The sequence below is a fragment of the Mycobacterium mantenii genome, assembly GCF_001667865.1.
Lineage (GTDB): Bacteria > Actinomycetota > Actinomycetes > Mycobacteriales > Mycobacteriaceae > Mycobacterium > Mycobacterium mantenii_A.
Window position 1 is genome coordinate 19,144 of sequence record NZ_LZJP01000093.1, and the last position, 22,188, is coordinate 41,331.

Annotated in this window: 22 protein-coding genes and 2 pseudogenes; 19 read left to right on the forward strand and 5 right to left on the reverse strand. The window is 67.1% G+C overall.

Features of this window, described 5'->3' with window-relative positions; genetic code table 11:
* Positions 1-133 precede the first annotated feature (133 nt).
* From A5688_RS16410 to A5688_RS16425, 4 genes and pseudogenes are all read left to right on the forward strand, one after another.
* A complete protein-coding gene (locus A5688_RS16410; RefSeq protein WP_067910677.1) occupies positions 134-922 on the forward strand; it encodes an SDR family NAD(P)-dependent oxidoreductase in 789 nt (262 codons plus the stop codon).
* Between the two features lie 64 nt (positions 923-986).
* Positions 987-2,069: an NAD(P)H-dependent amine dehydrogenase family protein gene (locus A5688_RS16415; RefSeq protein WP_067826552.1), complete on the forward strand. Its 1,083-nt coding sequence runs from the start codon at positions 987-989 to the stop codon at positions 2,067-2,069.
* A 76-nt stretch (positions 2,070-2,145) separates the two neighbouring features.
* Positions 2,146-2,899: pseudogene (locus A5688_RS16420) on the forward strand (mycofactocin-coupled SDR family oxidoreductase).
* 166 nt (positions 2,900-3,065) lie between these two features.
* The gene (locus A5688_RS16425; RefSeq protein ID WP_067826547.1) at positions 3,066-3,701 is read left to right on the forward strand and encodes a hypothetical protein; all 636 of its coding nucleotides are present in this window, start codon (positions 3,066-3,068) and stop codon (positions 3,699-3,701) included.
* Positions 3,702-3,713: 12 nt separating this feature from the next.
* Here A5688_RS16425 and A5688_RS16430 read toward each other — a convergent pair whose 3' ends face one another.
* Positions 3,714-4,343 (reverse strand): TetR/AcrR family transcriptional regulator, encoded by a 630-nt coding sequence (locus tag A5688_RS16430; protein WP_067826543.1) that lies wholly within the window; start codon positions 4,341-4,343, stop codon positions 3,714-3,716.
* Between the two features lie 92 nt (positions 4,344-4,435).
* Between A5688_RS16430 and A5688_RS28160 the strand changes: the two genes are divergently transcribed.
* Both A5688_RS28160 and A5688_RS16440 read left to right on the forward strand, forming a co-directional pair.
* Positions 4,436-5,650: a cytochrome P450 gene (locus A5688_RS28160; RefSeq protein ID WP_067910674.1), complete on the forward strand. Its 1,215-nt coding sequence runs from the start codon at positions 4,436-4,438 to the stop codon at positions 5,648-5,650.
* Positions 5,647-6,615, forward strand: a complete 969-nt coding sequence (locus A5688_RS16440; RefSeq protein WP_242660280.1) for an SDR family NAD(P)-dependent oxidoreductase — start codon at positions 5,647-5,649, stop codon at positions 6,613-6,615. The genes A5688_RS28160 and A5688_RS16440 overlap by 4 nt, the downstream gene beginning before the upstream one ends.
* Here A5688_RS16440 and A5688_RS16445 read toward each other — a convergent pair.
* The gene (locus tag A5688_RS16445) at positions 6,605-7,279 is read right to left on the reverse strand and encodes a hypothetical protein (RefSeq protein ID WP_067826537.1); all 675 of its coding nucleotides are present in this window, start codon (positions 7,277-7,279) and stop codon (positions 6,605-6,607) included. The two genes, A5688_RS16440 and A5688_RS16445, sit on opposite strands and share 11 nt — an antisense overlap.
* 79 nt (positions 7,280-7,358) lie before the next feature.
* Between A5688_RS16445 and A5688_RS16450 the strand changes: the two genes are divergently transcribed.
* The 5 genes from A5688_RS16450 to A5688_RS16470 all read left to right on the forward strand — a co-directional run bounded on the left by A5688_RS16450 (position 7,359) and on the right by A5688_RS16470 (position 12,475).
* The gene (locus A5688_RS16450) at positions 7,359-8,876 is read left to right on the forward strand and encodes a carboxylesterase/lipase family protein (protein ID WP_067826690.1); all 1,518 of its coding nucleotides are present in this window, start codon (positions 7,359-7,361) and stop codon (positions 8,874-8,876) included.
* Positions 8,877-8,894: 18 nt separating this feature from the next.
* Positions 8,895-10,916 (forward strand): phosphotransferase, encoded by a 2,022-nt coding sequence (locus A5688_RS16455; protein ID WP_067826531.1) that lies wholly within the window; start codon positions 8,895-8,897, stop codon positions 10,914-10,916.
* Positions 10,913-11,407 (forward strand): gluconokinase, encoded by a 495-nt coding sequence (locus A5688_RS16460; RefSeq protein ID WP_067826527.1) that lies wholly within the window; start codon positions 10,913-10,915, stop codon positions 11,405-11,407. Before A5688_RS16455 ends, A5688_RS16460 begins: the two co-directional genes overlap by 4 nt.
* 69 nt (positions 11,408-11,476) lie before the next feature.
* A complete protein-coding gene (locus A5688_RS16465; RefSeq protein ID WP_067826524.1) occupies positions 11,477-11,866 on the forward strand; it encodes a TA system antitoxin ParD family protein in 390 nt (129 codons plus the stop codon).
* Positions 11,867-11,896: 30 nt separating this feature from the next.
* Positions 11,897-12,475, forward strand: coding sequence for an AAA family ATPase (locus tag A5688_RS16470; RefSeq protein WP_067826521.1), 579 nt, complete (start codon positions 11,897-11,899; stop codon positions 12,473-12,475).
* A 25-nt stretch (positions 12,476-12,500) separates the two neighbouring features.
* Here A5688_RS16470 and A5688_RS16475 read toward each other — a convergent pair whose 3' ends face one another.
* A complete protein-coding gene (locus A5688_RS16475; RefSeq protein WP_067826518.1) occupies positions 12,501-13,556 on the reverse strand; it encodes a DoxX family protein in 1,056 nt (351 codons plus the stop codon).
* 93 nt (positions 13,557-13,649) lie between these two features.
* On the opposite strand from A5688_RS16475, the gene pncA reads away from it, so the two are divergent.
* Together pncA and A5688_RS16485 are read left to right on the forward strand one after the other, a co-directional pair.
* Positions 13,650-14,210, forward strand: coding sequence for a pyrazinamidase PncA (gene pncA, locus A5688_RS16480; RefSeq protein WP_082955056.1), 561 nt, complete (start codon positions 13,650-13,652; stop codon positions 14,208-14,210).
* On the forward strand, positions 14,210-15,010 hold the full coding sequence (locus A5688_RS16485; RefSeq protein WP_067826511.1) for a ketosteroid isomerase family protein: 801 nt from the start codon (positions 14,210-14,212) through the stop codon (positions 15,008-15,010). The genes pncA and A5688_RS16485 overlap by 1 nt, the downstream gene beginning before the upstream one ends.
* A 21-nt stretch (positions 15,011-15,031) precedes the next feature.
* On the opposite strand, the gene A5688_RS16490 is transcribed toward A5688_RS16485, so the two are convergent.
* A complete protein-coding gene (locus A5688_RS16490; RefSeq protein ID WP_067826508.1) occupies positions 15,032-15,382 on the reverse strand; it encodes a DoxX family protein in 351 nt (116 codons plus the stop codon).
* Positions 15,383-15,548: 166 nt separating this feature from the next.
* Between A5688_RS16490 and A5688_RS16495 the strand changes: the two genes are divergently transcribed.
* The 5 genes and pseudogenes from A5688_RS16495 to A5688_RS16515 all read left to right on the forward strand — a co-directional run bounded on the left by A5688_RS16495 (position 15,549) and on the right by A5688_RS16515 (position 20,726).
* Positions 15,549-16,544 (forward strand): sigma-70 family RNA polymerase sigma factor, encoded by a 996-nt coding sequence (locus A5688_RS16495; RefSeq protein WP_067909583.1) that lies wholly within the window; start codon positions 15,549-15,551, stop codon positions 16,542-16,544.
* On the forward strand, positions 16,534-17,859 hold the full coding sequence (locus A5688_RS16500) for an ABC transporter substrate-binding protein (protein ID WP_067909586.1): 1,326 nt from the start codon (positions 16,534-16,536) through the stop codon (positions 17,857-17,859). Before A5688_RS16495 ends, A5688_RS16500 begins: the two co-directional genes overlap by 11 nt.
* 60 nt (positions 17,860-17,919) lie before the next feature.
* Positions 17,920-18,824: pseudogene (locus A5688_RS16505) on the forward strand (carbohydrate ABC transporter permease); the annotation flags it as partial.
* A complete protein-coding gene (locus tag A5688_RS16510; RefSeq protein WP_067826497.1) occupies positions 18,811-19,653 on the forward strand; it encodes a carbohydrate ABC transporter permease in 843 nt (280 codons plus the stop codon). The pseudogene A5688_RS16505 and the gene A5688_RS16510, both read left to right, overlap by 14 nt.
* Before the next feature lie 2 nt (positions 19,654-19,655).
* Positions 19,656-20,726, forward strand: a complete 1,071-nt coding sequence (locus A5688_RS16515) for an ABC transporter ATP-binding protein (RefSeq protein WP_067826494.1) — start codon at positions 19,656-19,658, stop codon at positions 20,724-20,726.
* Positions 20,727-20,810: 84 nt separating this feature from the next.
* On the opposite strand, the gene A5688_RS16520 is transcribed toward A5688_RS16515, so the two are convergent.
* Positions 20,811-21,098, reverse strand: a complete 288-nt coding sequence (locus tag A5688_RS16520) for a DUF3349 domain-containing protein (protein WP_067826491.1) — start codon at positions 21,096-21,098, stop codon at positions 20,811-20,813.
* A 221-nt stretch (positions 21,099-21,319) separates the two neighbouring features.
* On the opposite strand from A5688_RS16520, the gene A5688_RS16525 reads away from it, so the two are divergent.
* Positions 21,320-22,153: a DUF3097 domain-containing protein gene (locus A5688_RS16525; protein ID WP_067909625.1), complete on the forward strand. Its 834-nt coding sequence runs from the start codon at positions 21,320-21,322 to the stop codon at positions 22,151-22,153.
* The last annotated feature ends 35 nt before the right edge of the window (positions 22,154-22,188 follow it).

Here is a 22,188-nt window from a genome sequence, read left to right on the forward strand (position 1 = left end):
GGCTCGCATAACTTGATCATTGTTGGGCTGCCCGCACTACGGCAGATATCGTCCGTGAAAATTCGTTGACTTTAGTCAGCAATATTCATAGATTGAACGGCGCACCCGTCACACGCGGCCGAAGGAGCCCAGCATGGCATTGGAGCAGTTCAGGCTGGACGGACAGGTCGCGATCGTCACGGGTGCCGGGAAAGGTGTCGGGGCAGGCATCGCCCGGGTGTTGGCGGAGGCGGGCGCCACAGTCGTGGGCACCGCGCGCACCGAGGCGGATATCGTTGGCACGATTGAGGGTATCGAGGCCGCGGGCGGCAAAGGGCTGGCGCTCGTTGCGGACGCGATGAATCGTTCGGACGGAGAACGGGTCGTGAACACGGCCACGGAGCGCTTCGGGCGCATCGACATTCTGGTCAACAATGTCGGCGGGTCGACCTACGCGCGATTCCTGGACATCACCGACGAAGATTTCCGGCACACTTTCGACTGGTGTGTGACCTCCGCCTTCATCATGAGTCAGCTCGTGGCGCCGCATATGCTCAGTGCCGGACACGGTTCCATCATCAATATCTCGTCGGGTTCCGCGCGATTCGGCATAAGGGCGCTGACCGCCTATTGCGTTGCGAAGGGCGGCCTCGAAGCGCTTACCCGCGCCATGGCACAGGAACTCGCCCCGAAGATTCGAGTCAACGCCATTGCCCTGGGGTCATTCGCCACGGACGGTCTGAAGGGCAGCCTGGACTTGATGCCCGGGTCGCTGGAAAAGATGCAAGAGGCCACACCGTTGCATCGGCTGGGCGATGTCGAAGATCTCGGACGGCTCGCGGTGTACCTGTCCACCCGCGATTGTTATGCGACCAACGCGACGTTCCACGTCGATGGCGGCATCGACTCAAACAATTCGCCGCTGCCGATACCCGATTACTGACCTGCGCTCCGATTGAACGCGTCATGATGGGTCATCACCCACCGCCGGAAGGACGAGGATAGCCATGCGCAGAGTCATTCAATTCTCCACCGGTAACGTGGGGCGGCATTCATTGCGGGCGGTCATCGGCCGGCCGGATCTCGAGCTGGTCGGTGTGCACGCTGCCAGTTCCGACAAAATCGGCAAGGATGCGGCGCAGTTGTGCGGACTGGACAAGCCGAGTGGCGTCGTTGCCACCGATGACATCGACGCGCTGGTGGCTCTCGGCGCCGACTGCGTGGTTTACACCTCTCAGGGTGAGACGCGGCCGATGGAGGCAATCGAGCAGATGGCCAAGTTCCTTGCCGCGGGCATCAACGTCGTCGGGACGTCGATGGTCTGGCTGGTCACGCCTCGCCATGCCGACGACTGGCTGCGGGAGCCATTGGAGCGTGCCTGTGCAGCAGGCAACACCTCGCTCTACGTCAACGGCATCGACCCCGGTTTCTCCGGCGATACGCTGGTGCACTCGGCGGCCAGCCTGACCACCCGCATCTCGTCGATCACCGTGCAGGAGATCTTCGACTACGGCAACTATGATGACGCCGAGTTCACCGGCGCGGCAATGGGTTTCGGGACGACACCGGATGACGACTCGCCGATGATGTTCCTGCCCGGGGTGATCGTGTCGATGTGGGGAGGTCAGGTCCGCAGCCTGGCGGACAATCTCGACATCAAGCTCGACGACGTGCGCCAGCGGGTCGAACCCTGGTACACGCCGGAACGAATCGAGTGCACGATGATGACGGTGGAGCCGGGGCAGATGGGCGCGGTCCGATTCGCCACGGAGGGCGTGCGCGACGAAAAGCCCGTGATCACCCTCGAGCACGTCACCAGGCTCACTCAGGCCGCGGCGCCGGACTGGGAGTTCCCGCCCGAGGGGCACACCGGCGTACACCGCGTCGTCGTGGAAGGCGAACCGCGCGTGGAGATCAACACCCACGTTTCGCACCCTCTCTTCGATTCCACTGACGCCGGCTGCATCTCGACGGCGGGCCGCGCCGTAAATGCCATCGACTGGGTGTGCCGCGCGCCCGCCGGGCTGATTGCGGTGGAGGACATTCCGCTGTCCGCGACGATGCGTGGTCTGATGTGGGACGAGCGGTAGGCGGGACCGTGGCGTGACACCACATTCGGGACGCGTTGCCGGTAAGCGCATTCTGATTACCGGTGCCGCCCGCGGTATGGGGCGTGGTCATGCCGTGCGGTTGGCGCAGGAGGGCGCCGAGCTCATCCTGGTCGACATCTGTCGATCCTTGCCGCAGGTCGAATACCCCATGGCCACTGAAGACGACCTAGCCGAAACGGCAAGGCTGGTAGAAGATTTCGGCCAGCGCTGCATAAGTCGCGTCGTCGACGTTCGTGACGAGGCGCAGCTGCGCTCGGCGGTCGACGAGGGCGTCGACGAACTGGGGGGGCCTCGACGGCGCGGTAGCCAACGCGGGCGTGCTCACGGTGGCGTCCTGGGACCAGACAACTGCCGAGCAGTGGCGCACGGTGGTAGACGTCAATCTCATCGGCGTGTGGAACACATGCGCGGCCGCGATACCCCACTTGCTCGATCGGGGAGGGGGCAGCCTGGTCAACATCAGCTCTGCCGGTGCCATCAAGGGATTTCCGCTGCAGACGCCCTACACGGCGGCCAAGCACGGGGTCGTCGGCTTGACGCTGGCCTTGGCCAATGAGCTGGCGGCGCAGAATGTGCGGGTCAATACCGTGCTTCCCACCGGCGTCCCCACCGGGATGGTTCCGCCGTCGTTCGGGCCCCTCCTTGGCGAGCAACGGTCCGACCTCATTCCGATCTTCGTCAACGCGATGCCCACGCCGGCCGTGGAGCCCGCCGACGTCAGCAGCGCGGTGTTGTTCCTGTTGTCCGATGAGTCCAGATATGTGACAGGACTGGAATTCAAGGTCGACGCAGGGGTGACCATCAACTAGCACTCCGAGCGGCCAACGGGCGCCGCCGAAACGGCCGCACTTACCGAGATCGTGTCAACGCCATAGGCTGGCGCCCAGATGATGCTCGGCATCCGAATTCTGCGTGTTCGCGCTGCCGACGTGCGGGGTAAGGGATACAAATAGCTGACTTCAGAAGGAGACCCTGATGAACACGGTGCGGACGTCCGCAATCGGCTTGACAGCGACCGCGGTGTTGATCGGCGCGACGGTGGTGGGCTGCGGCGGGAACAAGGGCTCGACGGCGTCCTCGAGTTCGGCCGCGTCGTCCAGCTCGGCCGCCTCGTCCACCCCCTCGGCCGGCGCGGCCCCGCCCTCACCGGGAGCCCCGGCGGACTACAGCAACCTGCTGATCAAGCCCACCGACATCGGCCCCAACGCCACCGCCGACGGGCCGCCGAGCCAGAATCCCAGCGGCATCACCGGTGTGGGACAGGTTTTCAAGAACCCCGACGGCAAGCGCACCATCGTCGACACGATCGCGGTCTTTCCGGATGCGGGCACGGCCGCCCAGACCGCGGCGAACATGCGTGACGTCGTCGGTAAGAAGGTCAACGGCCAGCAGCAGCCCATCGACGTCGGCACCAACGGGTTCATGGTGATCGGCCAGGGATCCGACCCGGCCAACCCGATGGAGATCTCCGAGGTGGTGTTCGTCGAGGGCAGGGCCATGGTCGACCTGGAATCCGACTGTGTCATCGGCAATCCCACGCCGGCCGACGTCATGCTCGATCTCGCCCGTAAGCAGGACGCCGCGATCAAAGCGGGCTTGCCGGCGAGCTGAGCGGCCGCGCATTCACAGCGGCCAGCTGTCCGGCTGCACCTCATATCGCAAGGCGGTGGCCGGCGGCAACGGCTGCCGCTCGTTGACCGATATCGCGTCGACGATCAGGGCGACGTAGCGCCGCCAGCCGTCGCTGTCCGCATCCATGGTCGACAGCACGCCGAAGAGCATCGCGACCAGGCGGGGCAGGTCGTCGGTGACCAGGTCGGCGCGGATGCTGCCGGCCCGCTGGCCCGCGCGGGCGAGGTCGCCGAGCGCGGCGTTGAGCGACACCGAGATGTCGGACGTCAGCGACCCGGCCCGGCGCGCGGCGGTCAGCAGGTGGTGTTCCCGCGCCCCCAGCGATATCGCCGCTTCGATCAGTTCGGTCAGGCCGCGCAGCGGATCCTTTGCGAGGCGGGCGCGGTCGATCACCGGGGTGAGGTCCTCGGCGATGCTCTGGTCCAGGGCGGCGCGCACCAGGTCCGCCTTCGCCGGAAACCTGCGGTAGAGGGTGCGCTCGCCGACGCGGGCGCGGCGTGCGACCGCTTCCACCGGGGCGTCCGGTCCCGATTCGGCATAGACCTCGCGCGCCGCGCGCAGGATGCGCTCGACGTTGCGCGCCGCGTCAGCCCGCAACGGCCGGTCCTCAACCGCGGTCATGGTGACAGCGTAACTGACAGTTGACTGCCAACAACTGGCGCTTTACGCTCTACAACTGGCAGACATCTGACACTTAATGGGAAACGTGGGCCATGTCAACAACTTCCGAAGTCCGATCCGACGCCGGCCTCCCCGCGCTGCCCATCCCGCGGCCCGCACGCTGCCCGCTCGCGGCCCCGCTCGAGTTCGCGGAGTGGCGCGAACAGCCCGGGCTGCGACGGGCAATGTTCCAAGGCAACCCGGTCTGGGTGGTCAGCCGCTACCAGGACATCAGGGCGGCGCTGGTGGATCCGCGACTGTCCGCGAAGACCATTCCGGATTCGATCCTGCCGACGGACGCCGACAACAAGGTCGCGGTGATGTTCGCGCGGACCGACGATCCCGAGCATCATCGGTTGCGCCGCATGATGACGGGCAACTTCACCTTTCGGCGTTGCGAATCGATGCGCCCGCACATTCAGGACATGGTCGACCACTACCTCGGCCAGATGGTCGACCACGGCGCCCCGGCCGATCTGGTGCGCGAATTCGCCCTGCCGGTTCCGTCGATGGTGATCGCGCTGTTGCTCGGGGTGCCGCCCGAAGACCTTGAACTCTTCCAGCACAACACCACGAAGGGGCTTGACCAGAAATCCACCGACGAGGAAAAGGGCCAGGCGTTCGGGGCCATGTACGCCTACATCGAGGAGCTGGTCGAGCGAAAGGCGCGCGAACCGGGTGACGACTTGATCAGCCGCCTGCTCACCGAATACGTGGCGACGGGCCAACTCGACCACACCACCACGGCCATGAACAGCGTGATCATGATGCAGGCCGGCCACGAAACCACCGCCAACATGATCTCGCTGGGAACGGTTGTGCTGCTGGAACATCCCGACGTGTTCGAGCGACTCGGGCAGACCGACGATCCCGCCGTCATTGCGAACATCGTCGAAGAGCTCATGCGCTACCTGACCATCGTGCACAGCCAGGTCGACCGCATCGCGACGGAAGATTTGATGATCGGTGGTCAGCTGATTCGCGCGGGGGAGTACGTGATGATGAGCCTGCTGGCCGGAAACTGGGACGCCGACTTCGTCGACAATCCCGGATCCTTCGACGCCGACCGAAATACCCGAGGGCATTTGGGCTTCGGTTATGGCGTGCATCAATGCATCGGTGCCAACCTGGCCCGCGTCGAGATGCAGGTCGCGTTCGCCACGCTGGCACGCCGCCTGCCCGGGCTCAAGCTGGCCGTGCCGCTGGAGCGGCTGAGGTTCAAAGACGCCAACATCTATGGCATGAAAGAACTTCCGGTGAGCTGGTGACCGGCGAGCTGCGGTTCGACGACCAGGTCGCCGTCATCACCGGCGCCGGTGGCGGTCTGGGCAAACAGTACGCATTGCTGCTCGCCTCACGCGGCGCCCGCGTCGTCGTCAATGATATCGGCGGCTCGGTGACCGGGGACGGCTCCGATGCCGCGGCGGCGGACGCCGTCGTCGACGAGATCCGCGGGTTGGGCGGTGAGGCGGTCGCCGACAGTCACAGTGTGACCGATCCCGAAAGCGCACAGGCGATTATCGACGCCGCCCTGACCGCGTGGGGCCGAGTCGACATCGTGATCAACAACGCCGGCATCGTGGGGGACGCACCGTTCGAGGACATGACCGCGGATCGGTTCGAGCCGCTGCTGGACGTGCACCTCAAGGGCGCCTGCTACGTGACGAGGCCGGCGTGGAAAGTGATGTACGAACAGGGATATGGCCGCATCCTCAATACCTGTTCGGCCGCGGGAATACTCGGGGCTCCCGGTATGAGCAACTACGGCTCGGCCAAGACCGGGTTGATCGGCCTGACCCGGGTTCTCGCCGCCGAAGCCGCCGACCGCGACATCAAGGTCAACGCCATCGCCCCCATCGCCTACACCCGGATGCTGGCGCACTCCGTGGACGGTGCCGTCCGGCCGGACGACGCGGACGCCCAGGCGGTGCTGGATGACCTTGTGGGCCAATATCTTCAGAAGCTTGACCCGGCGCTGGTGGCTCCGGTGGCGGCCTTCCTGACGCATCGTGACTGCCCGGTGTCGGGGGAGATCTACACCGTTGGCGCGGGCCATGTTTCGCGCTTCTTCATCGGACGGACGAAGGGCTTCTACAGCCCCGCACTCTCCGTCGAGGAGGTGCGCGACCATCTGGACGAGATCCGCGACGAAGCCGGCTACACCGTGCCCGGTGGTCCCGGTGACGAAATGAGCGAGCTTTTCGCCACCATCATGGCCGGCCTCAGCAGCTGAACGCCGTGCCGACGCCATCCGGTGGGGGCGTCGACTTCAGGCAGCCGAACGGCTCGATACCGGCGGGACCGAATTTGGCCGCCGACTGGTGCGCGTAGTTCACGCAATACAGGCCGGCCTGATCGGCGCGGCACCGGTAGTCACCGAACGACAGCGAATCCCCAATCGCCAGTTCCGGGCCGTTGCCGTTGATGAAGGGACCGGGATCCGCACGGGCGGACCCGACCTGCAGGTTCACCCCGTCAAAGCTGATCCAACCGCCGTGCCATTGGCCGTAGGCCGTCGCGGGCGCCGGAGGGGGATTGGTCAAGCTCACCAGGCACAACAGGGCGTTGCCGGTGTGTTTGGCATCGGTCATGCAGGAAACCTTGCCGCCCATGGCCGTCAGCGCGATGTCGTCGCCCAACGGCGTGGCCGTGCCGTCGCGGGTTGCCGTGTGAAAGCGACCCGGATCGGCCGGGTGACCGGCCTCGATCCAGGTGATGACGTCCGATATCGGCGCCTTGGCACCCGGCGCGGCGGTTGGTCCCGGCGCTCTGCTTCCCGGCGCGCCGGCGGCCGTGGATGTCTGGGTGGTGCTCGAACTTGGCTGTGAATGGCCGCCCGTAGTGTGTGAGCACCCGGCGACCAGTAACGACGCTGCGAGCAGCGCGGCAATCCGCATCCAGTCAGGCTAACCGCCGCGCCGGGCAAATAAGGCGCTGCGCGCGCGTTATCACCGTCATTTCGGTTACCGTCGGATGATGCATGACCGCACTGTCCGCGCACGCACGGCCATCGGCACCGTCGAAGGCTTCACCCGCGACGGGGTCAATCGGTGGCGGTCGATCCCGTATGCCCGCCCGCCGGTGGGACCCCTGCGCTTCCGGGCGCCCCAGCCGGCGCTGCCGTGGTCGGGTGTTCGGCACTGCCACGGCTTCGGCAACTGCGCGCCCCAGCAGCGCCGCTACACCCTGCTCGGCATGTCAGGTTTGGGTGGCCGCTATCAGCCGATGAGCGAGGACTGCCTCACCCTCAACGTGGTGGCGCCCGAAGGCGACACCCAGGGGCCGCTGCCGGTCATGGTGTTCATCCACGGCGGCGGCTACTTCCTGGGCAGTTCGGCAACACCGCTGTACGACGGCGCGGCGCTGGCACGCCGGGGATGTGTCTACGTCTCGGTGAACTACCGGCTCGGCGCGCTTGGATGTGTGGACTTCTCGTCGCTGTCGACGCCGGAGGTCACCATCGACAGCAACCTGTACCTGCGCGATCTGGTGCTGGCGTTGCAGTGGGTTCGCGACAACATCGCGGGATTCGGCGGCGATCCCGACAACGTCACCATTTTCGGCGAGAGCGCGGGCGCGTGCATCACCGCCTCGCTGCTGGCGGTGCCCGCCGCTCGGGGCTTGTTCGCCCGCGCGATCTCGGAAAGCCCGGCGTCGGGTTTGGTGCGGTCGAAAGAGGTTGCCGCAGAGTTCGCGAACCGGTTCGCCAACCTGCTCGGGGTGCGCAAGCAGGATGCCGCGAACGCACTGATGCAGGCGTCCGCGGCTCAACTGGTGGAGACTCAACACCGATTGATCGACGAGGGAATGCAGAAGAGGCTGGGCGCCTTCCCAATTGGCCCCGTCTTCGGCGACGACATCCTGCCGAGGGATCCGGTCGAGGCGATGCGGCGCGGTGAGGCCCACCGGGTCCCGCTGATCGTGGGCACGAACGCCGAGGAAGGGCGGTTGTTCACCCGCTTCCTCGCGATGTTGCCGACCAACGAGACGATGGTCGAAGAACTGCTGGCCGAGGCGGAACCCGCTGTACGCGAACGCATTACCGCCGCATATCCCGACTATCCCGAGCGGGCCGCGTGCATCCAGCTCGGCGGCGATTTCGCGTTCGCCTCGGCGGCCTGGCAGATCGCGGAGGCGCACGGCACGCACGCGCCGACCTACCTCTACCGGTATGACTACGCGCCGCGCACGCTGCGCTGGTCCGGCTTCGGAGCCACCCACGCCACCGAGTTGCTCGCCGTTTTCGACGTCTACCGCACCAGATTCGGCGCGCTGTTGACCGCGGCGGCGGATCGGCGCGGCGCCTTGCGGGTGAGCAATCAGGTGCAACGGCGCTGGCGCGCGTTCAGCCGAACCGGCGTGCCGGGGGAGGACTGGCCCCTCTACACGGCCGACGAACGTGCGGTGATGGTTTTCGACCGCAAGTCTCGCGTCGAGTTCGATCCACACCCGCACCGGCGGATGGCCTGGGACGGCTTCTCACTGGCGCAGTGACCTGGCACGCTAACCCTCATGCATGCCGAGACCGAGCAAGTCATCGAACGACCCACTGACCTCACCGCCGCCTGGTTGGCCGCGGTGATCGGCACCGGACCCATCGCCGACTTCTCGGTGGAGCGCATCGGCACCGGCCAGATGAGCGAGTGCTACCGCGTCCGGCTCAGCTATGCCGAGGCCGAGGGGCCCGCGAATGGGCCCGAGTCGGTGGTGCTGAAGGTCGCGGCCACCGATCCGGTGAGCCGGCAGACCGGGCTGGCGCTGGGACTCTATGAGCGCGAGGTGCGCTTCTACGGCGACGTCGCGCCACGCCTGGGTGGACCCATAGCGCCGTGCTACCACGCCGCGGTCGACACCTCGACGGGCGTGTTCGACCTGCTGCTGGGCGACGCCGGGCCGGCCGTTGTCGGCGACGAAATCGCCGGCGCCACAATCGAACAGGCCCGCCTCGGTGTCGTCGAACTGGGACGGCTGCACGGACCGCTGCTGGGCGACCCCTCGCTGGCCGAGGCGCCGTGGCTCAACCGGGAGGCCCCACTGAGCCAGGCCATGATCACCCCGCTGTACGCCGGTTTCGTCGACCGTTACGGCGACCAGATCGCACCGGAGCACCGCGTGGTGTGCGAACGCCTGGTTGCCGCGTTCGACGGCTACCTGGCCCAGGAGGCCGAGGCGTCCGGTCCGGGCCGGATCCAGGGGTTGGTGCACGGCGACTACCGACTGGACAACATGCTGTTCGGTACCGAGGGCGCCGATCGCGCGCTGACGGTGGTCGACTGGCAGACCGTGTCCTGGGGTCCGGCGCTGACCGACCTGGCGTACTTCCTCGGTTGCGCGTTGGCCACCGAGGATCGCCGGCAGCACTACGACGCGCTGCTGCGCGCCTACCACGAGGCGCTGGGGCCCGAGGCACCCCTCACGCTGGCCGACGTCGCCGACGGTGTGCGCCGGCAGAGCTTCTTCGGGGTGATGATGGCGATCGTCTCGTCGATGCTGGTCGAGCGCACCGACCGCGGCGACCGGATGTTCATGACGATGCTGCGCCGGCATTGTGACCATGTCCTCGACACAGATGCGCTGTCGACGCTGCCCGCCGCGGTAGCACCCGAACCGTTGCTGCCGTCGCCGGAGGACGAACTGGCCCACGACCCCACCGCCGAACCGCTGTGGAGCGAAAGCTGGTACGCCGACTTCGCCGATGCGGCACAGGGATTGGGCGGCTGGTTCCGCCTCGGCCGGGTGGCCAACGAGCGGACCGCGTGGGTGCACGTGCTGTTGTGCGGCCCCGACCTGCCGACCGTCGCCGTCGACGCGCAAGTGCCGCTGCCGCCGGACCCGTGGGCCGTGCGCACCGATGACTTCGAACTCGTACACGCCGCCGACGCGCCCCTGCAGACCTATCGCGTCGACGTGCGCGCGCGCGGCCAGGCCTACGCCGATCCGTCGGCCTTGTTGACCGGCGAGCCCGCCACCCCGGTCGAGCTGACGATGAACCTGGTGTGGGCCACCGACGGCACCCCGTACAAGTACGGGTTGACGACGCGTTATGAGATTCCGTGCACCGTCTCGGGGAGTGTCACGATCGACGGCACCGGCTACCGGGTGGATTCCGTTCCCGGCCAGCGTGATCACTCCTGGGGCGTGCGCGATTGGTGGGGCATGGATTGGATGTGGAGCGCGCTGCACCTGGACGACGGCACGCATCTGCACGCGGTGAACATCCGGATTCCCGGCGCGCCCGCATTCAGCATCGGCTATGAGCAGGGGGCCGACGGCAAGGTCACCGAGCTGCAGACCGTTGATTCGCGAGAATCCTTCGCCGGCAACGGGCTACCGCTCGACGCAACACTGGTGCTCGAGCCGGGGGCGATCACCGCCGACGTGGACGTGCGCGGTCAGGCACCGGTCCGGCTCGTCGCGACGGACGGGCGGGTCAGCCAGTTTCCCCGCGTCTGGGCCACGATCAGCACAGCCGACGGGCGCAGCGGGGTCGGTTGGCTGGAATGGAACCGCAACCTCGGCGAACGCACCGGGTGAGCGGATCGGCCCCCGTCGTGGTGATGGGCGTCTCCGGATCGGGCAAGTCGACGGTGGGGGCGGCGCTCGCCCAACGCTTGCGGGTGCCGTTCATCGACGCCGACACCCTGCACCCGGCGGCCAACATCGCCAAGATGGCGGCCGGTGAGCCCCTCGACGACGGCGATCGCTATCCCTGGCTGGACAGGGTCGGCGAATGGTTGGCCGCCCACCGCGACGGGGCCGTGGTGAGTTGCTCGGCGCTGAAAAGGAGATACCGCGACCAGCTGCGCGCGCACTGCCCGGCCGTGGAGTTCCTGCACCTCTCGGGTTCGGCGGAACTGATCGGTGCCCGGCTGGCGGCGCGGACCGACCACTTCATGCCGGTCGCGCTGTTGCGGTCGCAACTGGACACCCTGGAGCCACTGGGTTCGAACGAGGCCGGCACGACCGTCGACGTCGGTCGCGACGTCGACGCGATCGTGGACGCCGTCGTGAAGGCTCGCGAGTAGCCTGGGCGCAACCGTTCCGTGTAGCATTATGCTACGGCTTGTAACGGAGTGCTGCATTGGAGGAAAGCCATGGCGGAGGCCCTCGATCGTGTCACGCGGGTTGCGTCCGACCTGATGGACAGCGCGGCGGCGGAAGGCGCCCGGCAGAGCCGCTCGGCCAAGCAGCAACTCGACCATTGGGCTCGGGTCGGGCGCGCAGTGTCCAGCCAGCACACCGCCTCGCGGCGGCGGGTGGAAGCCGCGCTCGCCGGCCAGCTCGCGACCGGCGAGCTCACCGTCGAGGAGGGCGTGGTGTTCAACGCCGAGATCTCCGCGGCCATCGAAGAAAGCCTGGCACGCACCAACTACGGGGCGACTCTGGCCGGGCAGGGCGTCACCACGGTCGCCCTCAACGACGATGGCGAGATCGTCGAGTACCGCCCCGATGGCGCCGCGGTGGTGCTCGCGGGCGGGCGCTGACCCGGCACCGGCCGGCGGTGCGGCGTTCCGATGGATCGACTCGACCTGGTCGTCGGGCCCAACGGTGCCGGCAAGTCGACGTTCATCGCGTTCACCTTGGCGCCGCTGTTGCCGGGCAGCCTCGTGGTCAACGCCGACGAAATCGCAAGGCAGCGCTGGCCACAGGATGCGGCGGCGCACTCCTACGACGCCGCGCGCATCGCCGCCGACACCCGCGCAAAGCTGATTGACCTGGGCCGGTCCTTCATTGCCGAGACCGTGTTCTCTCACCCCTCGAAGCTGGACCTGATCCACGCCGCCCGCAACGGCGGCTTTACGGTCGTCCTGCACGTGGTAGTCATTCCGGAAGACCTTGCGGTCGAACGTGTCCGGCACCGCGTGCAAGCCGGCGGTCACGACGTGCCGGAAGCCAAGATCCGTCAGCGCCATCGCCGCCTGTGGACGCCGGTCGCCGAGGCGATCGCCCTGTCCGATCTCACGACGGTCTACGACAACAGCCGCCTGCGTGGCCCGCGCATCATCGCGCGGCTCAGCGGCGGGCTGACAATCGGCAAACCCGACTGGCCCACGTGGGCGCCGGAGATCCTGCGAACCCGCTGGCCCGACTAGCGCTGGTTACCGTCGGCTTGCGCCACTACCAGGAGAGCTTGCGGCGGCCGGTCTCGACCTGACCGCCGACTCGCTCGCGCGCGGTGTCGGCCAGATCGCTGCCGCGCTGCCGGGCGGTTTCGGCGAATTCCTCGCCACGCGCCCGGGCCGTGCCGGCGAGCTTCTCGGTGCGCTTGCGTGTCTTCTTGGCGAGCTTCTCGCTGCGCTTGCGGGCCTTCTTGGCCAGTGGCGCGGCCCGATCGGCCGCTTCGTCGGCAAGTTCCTCGCTGCGCTTGCGTGCCTTCTCGGCCAGATATGCGGCGCGGTCGGCGGCCTCGTCGGCCCATTCCTCCCCGCGCTTGCGGGCCTTCTTCGCCAGCGGCCGGCTGCGGTCGGCCGCCGTGCCGGCCAGTTCGCGGCCGCGCTCAAGCGCGGCTTCGGCGTAGGGTGCGCCGCGTTCGGCGGCGGTGCTGGCGAGTTCGCGGCCGCGCTCGAGCGCGGCTTCGGCGTAGGGTGCGCCGCGTTCGGCGGCGGTGCTGGCCAGTTCGCGGCCGCGTTCGGCGCCGATCTGCAAGCCGTGCGCGATCCGTTCACCCAGCTCGGAGAAATCGGTGTCGTCGGAACCGGGTAGCGCCGACGACACCCGCTCGGAGAGCCGTTCGGCCGCCCGCCGGCCACGCCACCCGAGTGACGGCTTGCCGGCGGTGTCGGCGGAGGCGATCAACAGCCCGCCCAGCAGGCTGAGGTCAGTGAGAAACTGCTGGCGCTTCTGGGCTTTGGCCACCGGGTCGCTTTCGTTCCAGAACGAGTGCGCCCCCAGGTTGGCCGGCAACACCGTCACCGCGAGCGCCGCCGAGGCGATCCGGGGAAGTTTGCCAGTCGCAAGTAGTAGGCCGCCGCCGATCTGCACGGCCGCGGTGATCTGCGCGACCGTCTCAGGGTCGCTGGGAATGCTGCTGCTCACCGAATCCGGCAACGCCTGCAGGCCGTCGACGGCCGGCGCCGCGGCTTCCGCCGCGGATTTGGGATTGAGCAGTGAATTGACTCCTTGCCCGATGAAGGCCACTGACAACAGGGGTCGCGCGATTCTCCTGAGCACCATGGCCGGTGTATTACCCGGCTGCCTGTCGAGCAAACCGTGGCGCCGATATCACCAGCTAGAGCGGCATAGGTGCGCACCGATAGGGTGGAGCGCGTGCGAACGTTGATCATCGTCGACGTGCAAAACGATTTCTGCGAGGGCGGCTCGGTGCCGACGGCCGACGGCGTCGCGGTGGCGCCCGCGATCAACGCCTATCTGTCCGGCGACCCGGGCTACCGATACGTCGTGGCTACCCAGGACTTCCACATCGACCCGGGTGATCATTTCTCCGACCGGCCGGATTATTCGTCCTCGTGGCCCGTGCACTGCGTCGCGGGAAGCACGGGCGCGGATCTTCGCCCCGATCTGGATACCGGCTACCTCGATGCCGTCTTCCGCAAGGGCGCCTACGCCGCGGCGTACAGCGGTTTCGAGGGCGTGGACGAGAACGGGACGACGCTACTGCAGTGGTTGCGGCAGCGGGGGGTCGACGAGGTCGACGTGGTCGGCATCGCGACGGACTTTTGCGTCCGGCGGACCGCCGAGGACGCGGCGGCGGCGGGCCTGACCACCAGGGTGCTGGTGGACCTGACCGCGGCCGCGGCCGCGGACTCGGGCGCCGCAGCGCTGGCGGAAATGCGCTCCGCCGGCATCGAGTTGGTGGGGGGACCGTAATGGTGGTGCCGCTGGATCGGCAACATCTGCTCGCCGCCGTGGAGCGCTCGCCGCAGGCGGCCGCCGCGCACGACCGCGCCGGGTGGGTGGGGCTGTTCACCGCTGACGGCCGGATCGAGGACCCGGTCGGTTCGCGACCGCACGTCGGGCATGAGCAGATCGGCCGCTTCTACGACACGTTCATCGGTCCGCGCGACATCAGGTTCCACCGCGATCTCGACATCGTGGTCGGCACGACGGTGTTGCGCGATCTCGAGCTCGAGGTGGCGATGGGCTCGGCCGTGACGATGTATATTCCCGCGTTCCTGCGCTACGACCTTCGAGAAACCAACGGCGAGTGGAAGATTGGTGAATTGCGGGCCTATTGGGAACTGCCCGTCATGATGCTGCAGTTCCTGCGCACCGGCTCGGGTGCCCTGCGGCCCGCGCTGAACCTGTCCAAAGCGCTGTTGAGCAACCAAGGCTGGCGGGGGACCGCGGGTTTTGTGAGCGGATTCCGGCGGGTGGGTGCGCGCCACCAGCGGCTGGTGACGACGTTTCTCGACGCCGCGGCGCGCAACGACAAGTTCTCCGCCGCGCGGGCGCTGTCATCGGACGGCGCACTGACGCTGGGTGACCGTGATCCGCTCGATCTGGCCGAGCTGGTGGAACAACTGGACGGGGCCGGTGCAACGAAGATGATCAGCGCGGGCCCCACCGTCGCGGTCTCACTCAACTCGGGGCACGGGCGGGCGATCGTGTTCGCCGATGTGGCCTGGCGCGGCGATGCGATCACCCGGATCAGGTACTTTCCCGCCTGACTCACCGCGTTCGGGCTTGTCTCACCGGGCGACCATCAGCGCCAGCGACGCCGCGGACAGGCACAGGTACGCGCCGGGAAACGCGATGTTGTACAGCACGTGTGCCCTCAGGTGCGTCACCACCGCCCCGACGAAAAACAGGACCAGGCCGGCGGCGGCCGCGATTCCCAATTCCCGCAGGCCCAGCAGGCCCACAATTATTCCGGCGGCCCCGGCGAGCTTCAGCCCGCCCAGCGCCGGTAGCCACGACCGCGGCACGCCGACCTGGGCGGAGTTGGCCAGCACGAATCGCGCTGGAATGAGGTCGGCCACGGCGATCGCGGCGGTGACTGCGGCGGTGACCAGCGTGGTCGCGACAAGTGCGGTGTTCATGGATCAATTCCCTGTCTCGCAGCAGTTTCCGCGGCGCCACGTCGGATGCATGCGGGGCGCACCGCGGCGCACAATCGGTAAGGTCATGGTGCTTGTCTCCTTCGCGAATGGAAGTCCGTTGGACGCGGTCATCTTCCTGACGACTTCCGTGCGGAAAAGGTGACCCATGAGCGCAACACAAGATTTGGCGGACCTCGCCCAGCGTTTCGACGCCGACCGCCGACACCTGAGGTCGGTCGCCTTTCAGCTGCTGGGCTCGGTGGCCGACGCCGACGACGCGGTGCAGTCGGCGTGGCTGAAGGCCAGTCGCGCGGACTTCGCCGCGGTCGACAACCTCTCCGGCTGGTTTACGACGATCACCGCGCGCGAGGCGTTCGACCAGCTTCGGGCGCGCAAGCGCCGCGCCGAACAACTGCTCGCCGAGGCCGACGAACTGGACCGGCTGGCCCGGACGGCGTCGGCACCAGCCGACGAGGACGCGCTGCTGACGGAGTCGGTGAGCGGCGCCCTGCTCGTTGTGCTCGACCGGCTCTCCCCGGCGCAGCGCGTCGCGTTCGTGCTGCACGACGTCTTCGCCATGCCGTTCGACCAGATCGCCGCGGCGATGAACCGGTCACCGGACGCCGCGAAGAAGCTGGCAAGCAGGGCGCGTGCGCGACTGCACGCCGACCCGGCCGCCCAGCCCCGTCGCACAGCCCACCACCTCGAGGTGGTGGAGGCGTTCCTGACGGCCTCGCGCGGCGGTGATATCGCCGGTCTGCTCGGATTGCTGGCTCCCGAGGTGGTGCGCACGGTCGATCGGGCCCTCGTCCCGGCGGACGTGCCGACCGAGTTGCGCGGCGCCAGGGAGGTCGCCGAGGAGACCCGCCGATTCGCACAGCGGGCGCGCGCCGGTGCTGTCATGCTCATCGACGGAGCACCGGGCATCGTGATCGCGGGCCGCGGGCGCGCTCAAATCCTGTTGGTGATCGGCATCGGCGCCGACGATCGCATCCACACGATCGACATCACCGGCGATGCGAAGCGCATCCGTCTGGCGGCGCTGACGCTGCCCCGGTGGCCAACCCAGGAACATCACAACCTCATCGGGTACCAAGGACGTCAGACACCGCCGGCCGGGGAGCCGGCCACGGGGCAAGACCGGGAGAGCCATGCTCGATAAGCCGTTCGGGCGGCGCAGCCTGCTGCGGGGCACCGGCGCGCTGTGCGCGGCGGCGCTGGCGCCGTGGCCGGCCGGGTGCGCCCCCGACGACGACGCGCTCACCTTTTTCTTCGCGGCCAATCCGGACGAGCGTGACGCCAGGATGCGCATCGTCGACGAATTCGCGCGCCGCCATCCCGATATCAAAGTCCGGCCGGTGCAGTCCGGTCCGGGCGTCATGCAACAGCTTTCGACGTTTTGCGTCGGCGGCAGATGCCCCGACGTGCTGATGGCGTGGGAACTGTCCTACGCCGAACTCGCCGAGCGCGGTGTGTTGCTGGACATGAACACGCTATTGGCGCGCGACAAGGCGTTCGCCGACCAGCTCAAGGCGGACAGCATCCCGGCGCTGTACGAAACCTTCACATTCAACGAAAAGCAGTACGCGCTCCCCGAGCAGTGGTCGGGCAACTACCTGTTCTACAACAAGCGGCTCTTCGCCGAAGCCGGGGTGCCGGCGCCGCCCAAAACGTGGGAGCAGCCCTGGGACTTCGCCGAATTCCTGGACGCGGCGCGCGCTCTGACCAAGCGTGACGCCTCGGGCCGGGCCGCGCAGTACGGGTTCGTCAACACCTGGGGCTCCTACTATTCGGCCGGTTTGTTCGCGATGAACAACGGCGTTGCCTGGTCCGATCCGCGACTGAATCCGACCCACTTCAACTTCGACAAGGCGGCGTTCCAGGAAGCCGTGCAGTTCTACGCCGATCTGTCGAACAAATACCGGGTTGCGCCCAACGCTTCGGAGACGCAGTCCATGTCCACGCCTAACCTGTTCGCGGTGGGACGGGCCGCGATCGCGCTCGGTGGGCACTGGCGCTACCAGACCTACATCCGCGCCCAGGACCTGGATTTCGATGTCGCTCCGCTGCCGGTCGGCCCGGCGCTGGGAAAGGAACACGCCGCGTGTTCCGATATCGGCGCCACCGGGCTGGCCATCTCGGCGAGCAGCCCGCGCAAGGAGCAGGCTTGGGAGTTCGTCAAATTCGCGACCGGGCCCATCGGGCAAGCGTTGATCGGTGAATCCTGTCTGTTCGTACCGGTGCTGCGGTCGGCGCTGAGTTCGGACGGATTCGCCAAGGCTCACCGGCGGCTCGGCAATCTCGGTGTGCTCACCGAGGGGCCGGGGAATTCACAGGGCTTGCCCATCACGCCGGCCTGGGAGAAGGTCAACGCGTTGATGGACCGCAACTTTGGTCCCGTGCTGCGGGGCCGCCAGCCGGCGACGTCATTGAGCGGATTGTCCCGCTCGGTCGACGAAGTGCTGCGCAGCCCATGACCTCCATGGATGCAACCGACATGACCGCCACCGCGGGGAGGGCGACAGCGAAATCCCCGGAGAACCCGAGCCCGTGGCGCCGGCACGCATGGGCGGGCCGGTTGTTCGTCGCACCCAACATGGCGGCGGTCGCCCTGTTCATGCTCTTTCCCCTGGGCTTCTCGCTCTACATGAGCTTTCAGCGTTGGGATGTGTTCACACCGCCAAAATTCGTGGGCCTGAACAACTTCGGAGACCTGTTCACCGCCGACCCGCTTTTCCTGATCGCGATCCGCAACACCGTGATCTTCACCCTCGGGACGGTCGTGCCGACGGTCTTGATCAGCCTGGCCGTCGCCGGTGTGCTGAATCAAAAGGTCAGGGGCATCGGGATCTTCCGCACCATCGTCTTTCTGCCATTGGCGATCTCATCGGTCGTGATGGCGGTGGTCTGGCAGTTCGTTTTCAACACCGACAACGGCCTGCTCAACATCATGCTCGGCTGGGTTGGGCTGGGACCGGTCCCGTGGCTGGTCGATCCCCATTGGGCCATGGCCTCACTGTGCATCGTCAGCGTCTGGCGCAGCGTGCCCTTCGCCACCGTCGTGCTGCTGGCCGCGATGCAAGGTGTTCCGGGAACGGTCTACGAGGCGGCCAAGATCGACGGCGCCAGCGAGATAAGGCAATTCGTCTCCATCACCGTTCCGTTGATCCGGGGGTCGATATCGTTCGTGGTCATCATCTCGGTCATCCACGCCTTCCAGGCGTTCGACATGGTCTATGTCCTCAACGGCCCCAGCGGCGGGCCGGAATCGGCGACCTACGTCCTGGGCATCATGCTGTTCCAGCATGCGTTCTCGTTCCTCGAATTCGGCTATGCCTCCGCACTGGCGTGGGTGATGTTCGCCGTGTTGCTGGTGCTGACCGTGGTGCAGTTGCGGGTCAGCCATCGACGATCTTTGGAGAATTCGCGTGGCCTCAAGTAGGGGTGTCTTCAAGCACACCGTCTTGCGCGGCGGCATCGTCTATGGCGCGCTCCTGGGCGTCGCCTGGTGCGCGCTGTTCCCCATCGCGTGGGCGGTGTCCGGATCGCTGAAAACGGAAGGCGAGGTGAGCGAGCCCACGCTGCTGCCCGCCCACCCGCGGTGGTCCAACTACACCGAGGTGTTCGCGCTGATGCCGTTCGGCCGAATGTTTTTCAACACCGTGCTCTACGCGGGATGCGTCACCGCGGGGCATGTCTTCTTTTGCTCGCTGGCCGGATATGCCTTTGCGCGGCTGGATTTCCGTGGCCGCGACACACTGTTCGTCGTCTATCTCGGCACCTTGATGGTGCCGCTGACGGTGACGGTGATCCCGCAGTTCCTGGTGATGCGGACCCTGGGCTGGGTGGACACACCATGGGCGATGATCGTGCCGGGCTTTTTCGGCAGCGCATTCGGCACATACCTGATGCGGCAGTTCTTCCGCACCCTGCCCACCGATCTGGAGGAGGCGGCGATACTCGACGGTTGCTCACCGTGGCAGGTGTATTGGCGAATCCTGCTGCCGCATGCCAGACCGGCGGTGATGGTGCTCGCCGTGCTCACCTGGGTCAACGTCTGGAACGATTTCCTGTGGCCGCTGCTGATGATTCAGCGCAACAGCCTGGCCACGCTGACCCTGGGCCTGGTCCGGATGAAGGGCGAATACGTTGCCCGCTGGCCGGTGCTGATGGCAACCTCGATGCTGATCATGCTGCCCCTGGTCATCATCTACGCGATCGCGCAACGCTCGTTCGTCCGCGGTATCGCCGTCACCGGGATGGGCGGGTAGTCGTGGCCTCGGTGTCGTTCGAGCAAGCCACGCGGCGCTATCAGGGAGCGGACCGCCCGGCCGTGGACAATCTGGACCTCGATGTCGGCGACGGCGAGTTCGTCGTCCTGGTCGGGCCGTCCGGTTGCGGCAAGACCACGTCGCTGCGGATGGTGGCCGGGCTGGAAGCCGTGGACTCCGGACATATCCGGATCGGCGACCGAGACGTCACCCACGCCGATCCCAAAGACCGCGACGTCGCGATGGTGTTTCAGAACTATGCGCTCTACCCGCACATGACGGTGGCCCAGAATATGGGCTTTGCCATGAAGATCGCCAAGACGCCGAAGGCTCAGATCCGCGAGCGGGTGCTGGACGCGGCGAAACTGCTTGACCTGCAAGCCTATCTCGATCGCAAACCCAAAGACCTCTCCGGCGGTCAGCGCCAGCGCGTGGCGATGGGCCGCGCGATCGTGCGCCGCCCGCAGGTGTTCCTGATGGACGAACCGCTGTCCAACCTCGACGCCAAACTGCGGGTACAGACCCGTAACCAGATCGCCGCGTTGCAACGGCGGCTGGGCACCACGACCGTGTACGTCACCCACGACCAGGTCGAGGCCATGACCATGGGTGACCGCGTCGCGGTCCTGCGCGACGGCGTGCTCCAGCAATTCGCACCGCCTCGTGAGCTCTACCGAAACCCCGACAACGTTTTCGTGGCGGGTTTCATCGGATCGCCGGCGATGAACCTTTTCACTCTGCCCATTGCGGATTGCGCTGTGTCGCTGGGTGACTGGCGTATCATCCTGCCGCGGGAGATCGCCGGCAGCGCGGGTGAGGTCGTGGTCGGGGTCCGCCCCGAACATTTCGAGCTGGGCGACTTCGGGGTGGAGATGGAGGTCGACGTGGTCGAGGAGCTGGGGGCGGACGCCTACCTGTATGGGCGAATTACCGGCCCCGGCAAGGTGATCGATGCTCCCATCGTCGCGCGGGCCGACGGGCGCCACCCACCGCAAAAGGGCAGCAGGGTGCGGCTGCACCCGGAACCCGGGCACCTGCACTTCTTCGGTGTGGACGGCCGCCGAATCTGTTGATCATGCTTTACGTCGACTATCTCGCGACCTGCGGCGCCCCGGATGCATGAAGCACCATGACGGCGGTGAATCGGTCGGCGATGCTTATCCGCGTGAGCAGCGGAGCGCATGAACGCGTCGGTGGACACGCGAGACGTCGTCGGGGGAGGGCAGCTGGTTGGTGATCCGGGTGATTTCCACGCCGATATCAACCGGGCTGATCGGCCGGAGCCGGCGCGCGATGAGATCCGTTGCGATGGCGGTGATGTCGTCGTCGCACAGCCGTCGGCGTGTCAATGCCACCAGCGGCACATACCCGGTGACGGGCATGCCGGAGGGGTAGCCGGCCCGCACAAAAGCCACAATGCTTGTCACCCAATGCGACAGGTCCATACGTCCACCTCGCTAACCGCCGCAACGTGCGCGTGAGCGGCAGTGCTTGCCATGCCTAGCAACGTACCATCGGCGACGTCATCAGCCAGGTAACGCCACACAGTTAAACGCGTATTTTCCTACTGGATCGCGCTGCCCCACCGAGAGTGACTTCGATGACGATTCGCCGAACGTGGCGCGCCGTAACGGTGTTTGGACGCAAGGCTTTCTACTATTGCCGCGTGGTGGATCGCTATGGAACCGATGTTCTCGCCGCGGGGCGGCGCAAGCCCCGCTCGACCGAACACCCCGCCGAACTGGGCCTGGTCGTCGAGGACGTGGAGACCGGATATGTCGGCGCGGTGGTGCGCGTCGAATACGGACGAGTGGACCTGGAAGATCGACGCGGTCATGTGCGTGGATTCCCCTTGGGCCCTGGGTATCTGCTCGAGGGGCGGCCCGTCATCCTCACCGCGCCGCGCCGGCCCGCGCCGACCGCGGCGGGCCGGACCGCATCCGGTTCGGTCGCCGTGTCGGGTGTTCGCGCCCGCGTCGCCCGCGCGAGCCGGATCTACGTCGAGGGTCGCCACGACGCCGAACTCATCGCGCAGGTGTGGGGTGAGGACTTGCGAATCGAAGGTGTCGTCGTCGAGCACCTCGGTGGTGTCGACGACCTGGTGGACATCGTCGCCGAATTCGCGCCGGGTCCCCGGCGGCGGCTCGGCGTGCTTGTCGATCACCTCGTGGCGGGTTCCAAGGAGGCGCGGATCGCCGACGCGGTGCGGCGGGGTCCGGGCGGCGCCGACACCCTGGTCGTCGGTCATCCGTACGTCGACATCTGGCAGGCCGTGAAGCCGCAGCGGCTGGGCCTGGACGCCTGGCCGAAGGTGCCGCGGCAGGTGGAGTGGAAACACGGCGTATGCCAGGCGCTCGGTCTGCCCCACGGCGATCAGGCGGATATCGCCAGGGCCTGGCGGCATATCCGTTCGCGGGTGCGCGACTGGAACGATCTGGAGCCGGCGCTGATCAGTCGGGTGGAGGAACTCATCGATTTCGTGACCGCGCCGGTGCCCTGACACGACAGCCGCCGCACCAGGGCGAATGCCCCCCG

Coding starts and splice junctions, on each gene's coding strand:
- A5688_RS16475 (WP_067826518.1), bottom strand. CDS start 13,556: ATGGTGCTCAGGAGAATCGCGCGACCCCTGTTGTCAGTGGCCTTCATC.
- A5688_RS16455 (WP_067826531.1), top strand. CDS start 8,895: ATGCATGCCGAGACCGAGCAAGTCATCGAACGACCCACTGACCTCACC.
- A5688_RS16520 (WP_067826491.1), bottom strand. CDS start 21,098: ATGGACCTGTCGCATTGGGTGACAAGCATTGTGGCTTTTGTGCGGGCC.
- A5688_RS16470 (WP_067826521.1), top strand. CDS start 11,897: ATGGATCGACTCGACCTGGTCGTCGGGCCCAACGGTGCCGGCAAGTCG.
- A5688_RS16425 (WP_067826547.1), top strand. CDS start 3,066: ATGAACACGGTGCGGACGTCCGCAATCGGCTTGACAGCGACCGCGGTG.
- A5688_RS16485 (WP_067826511.1), top strand. CDS start 14,210: ATGGTGGTGCCGCTGGATCGGCAACATCTGCTCGCCGCCGTGGAGCGC.
- A5688_RS16415 (WP_067826552.1), top strand. CDS start 987: ATGCGCAGAGTCATTCAATTCTCCACCGGTAACGTGGGGCGGCATTCA.
- A5688_RS28160 (WP_067910674.1), top strand. CDS start 4,436: ATGTCAACAACTTCCGAAGTCCGATCCGACGCCGGCCTCCCCGCGCTG.
- A5688_RS16490 (WP_067826508.1), bottom strand. CDS start 15,382: ATGAACACCGCACTTGTCGCGACCACGCTGGTCACCGCCGCAGTCACC.
- A5688_RS16495 (WP_067909583.1), top strand. CDS start 15,549: ATGAGCGCAACACAAGATTTGGCGGACCTCGCCCAGCGTTTCGACGCC.
- A5688_RS16500 (WP_067909586.1), top strand. CDS start 16,534: ATGCTCGATAAGCCGTTCGGGCGGCGCAGCCTGCTGCGGGGCACCGGC.
- A5688_RS16430 (WP_067826543.1), bottom strand. CDS start 4,343: ATGACCGCGGTTGAGGACCGGCCGTTGCGGGCTGACGCGGCGCGCAAC.
- A5688_RS16410 (WP_067910677.1), top strand. CDS start 134: ATGGCATTGGAGCAGTTCAGGCTGGACGGACAGGTCGCGATCGTCACG.
- A5688_RS16465 (WP_067826524.1), top strand. CDS start 11,477: ATGGCGGAGGCCCTCGATCGTGTCACGCGGGTTGCGTCCGACCTGATG.
- A5688_RS16450 (WP_067826690.1), top strand. CDS start 7,359: ATGCATGACCGCACTGTCCGCGCACGCACGGCCATCGGCACCGTCGAA.
- A5688_RS16445 (WP_067826537.1), bottom strand. CDS start 7,279: ATGCGGATTGCCGCGCTGCTCGCAGCGTCGTTACTGGTCGCCGGGTGC.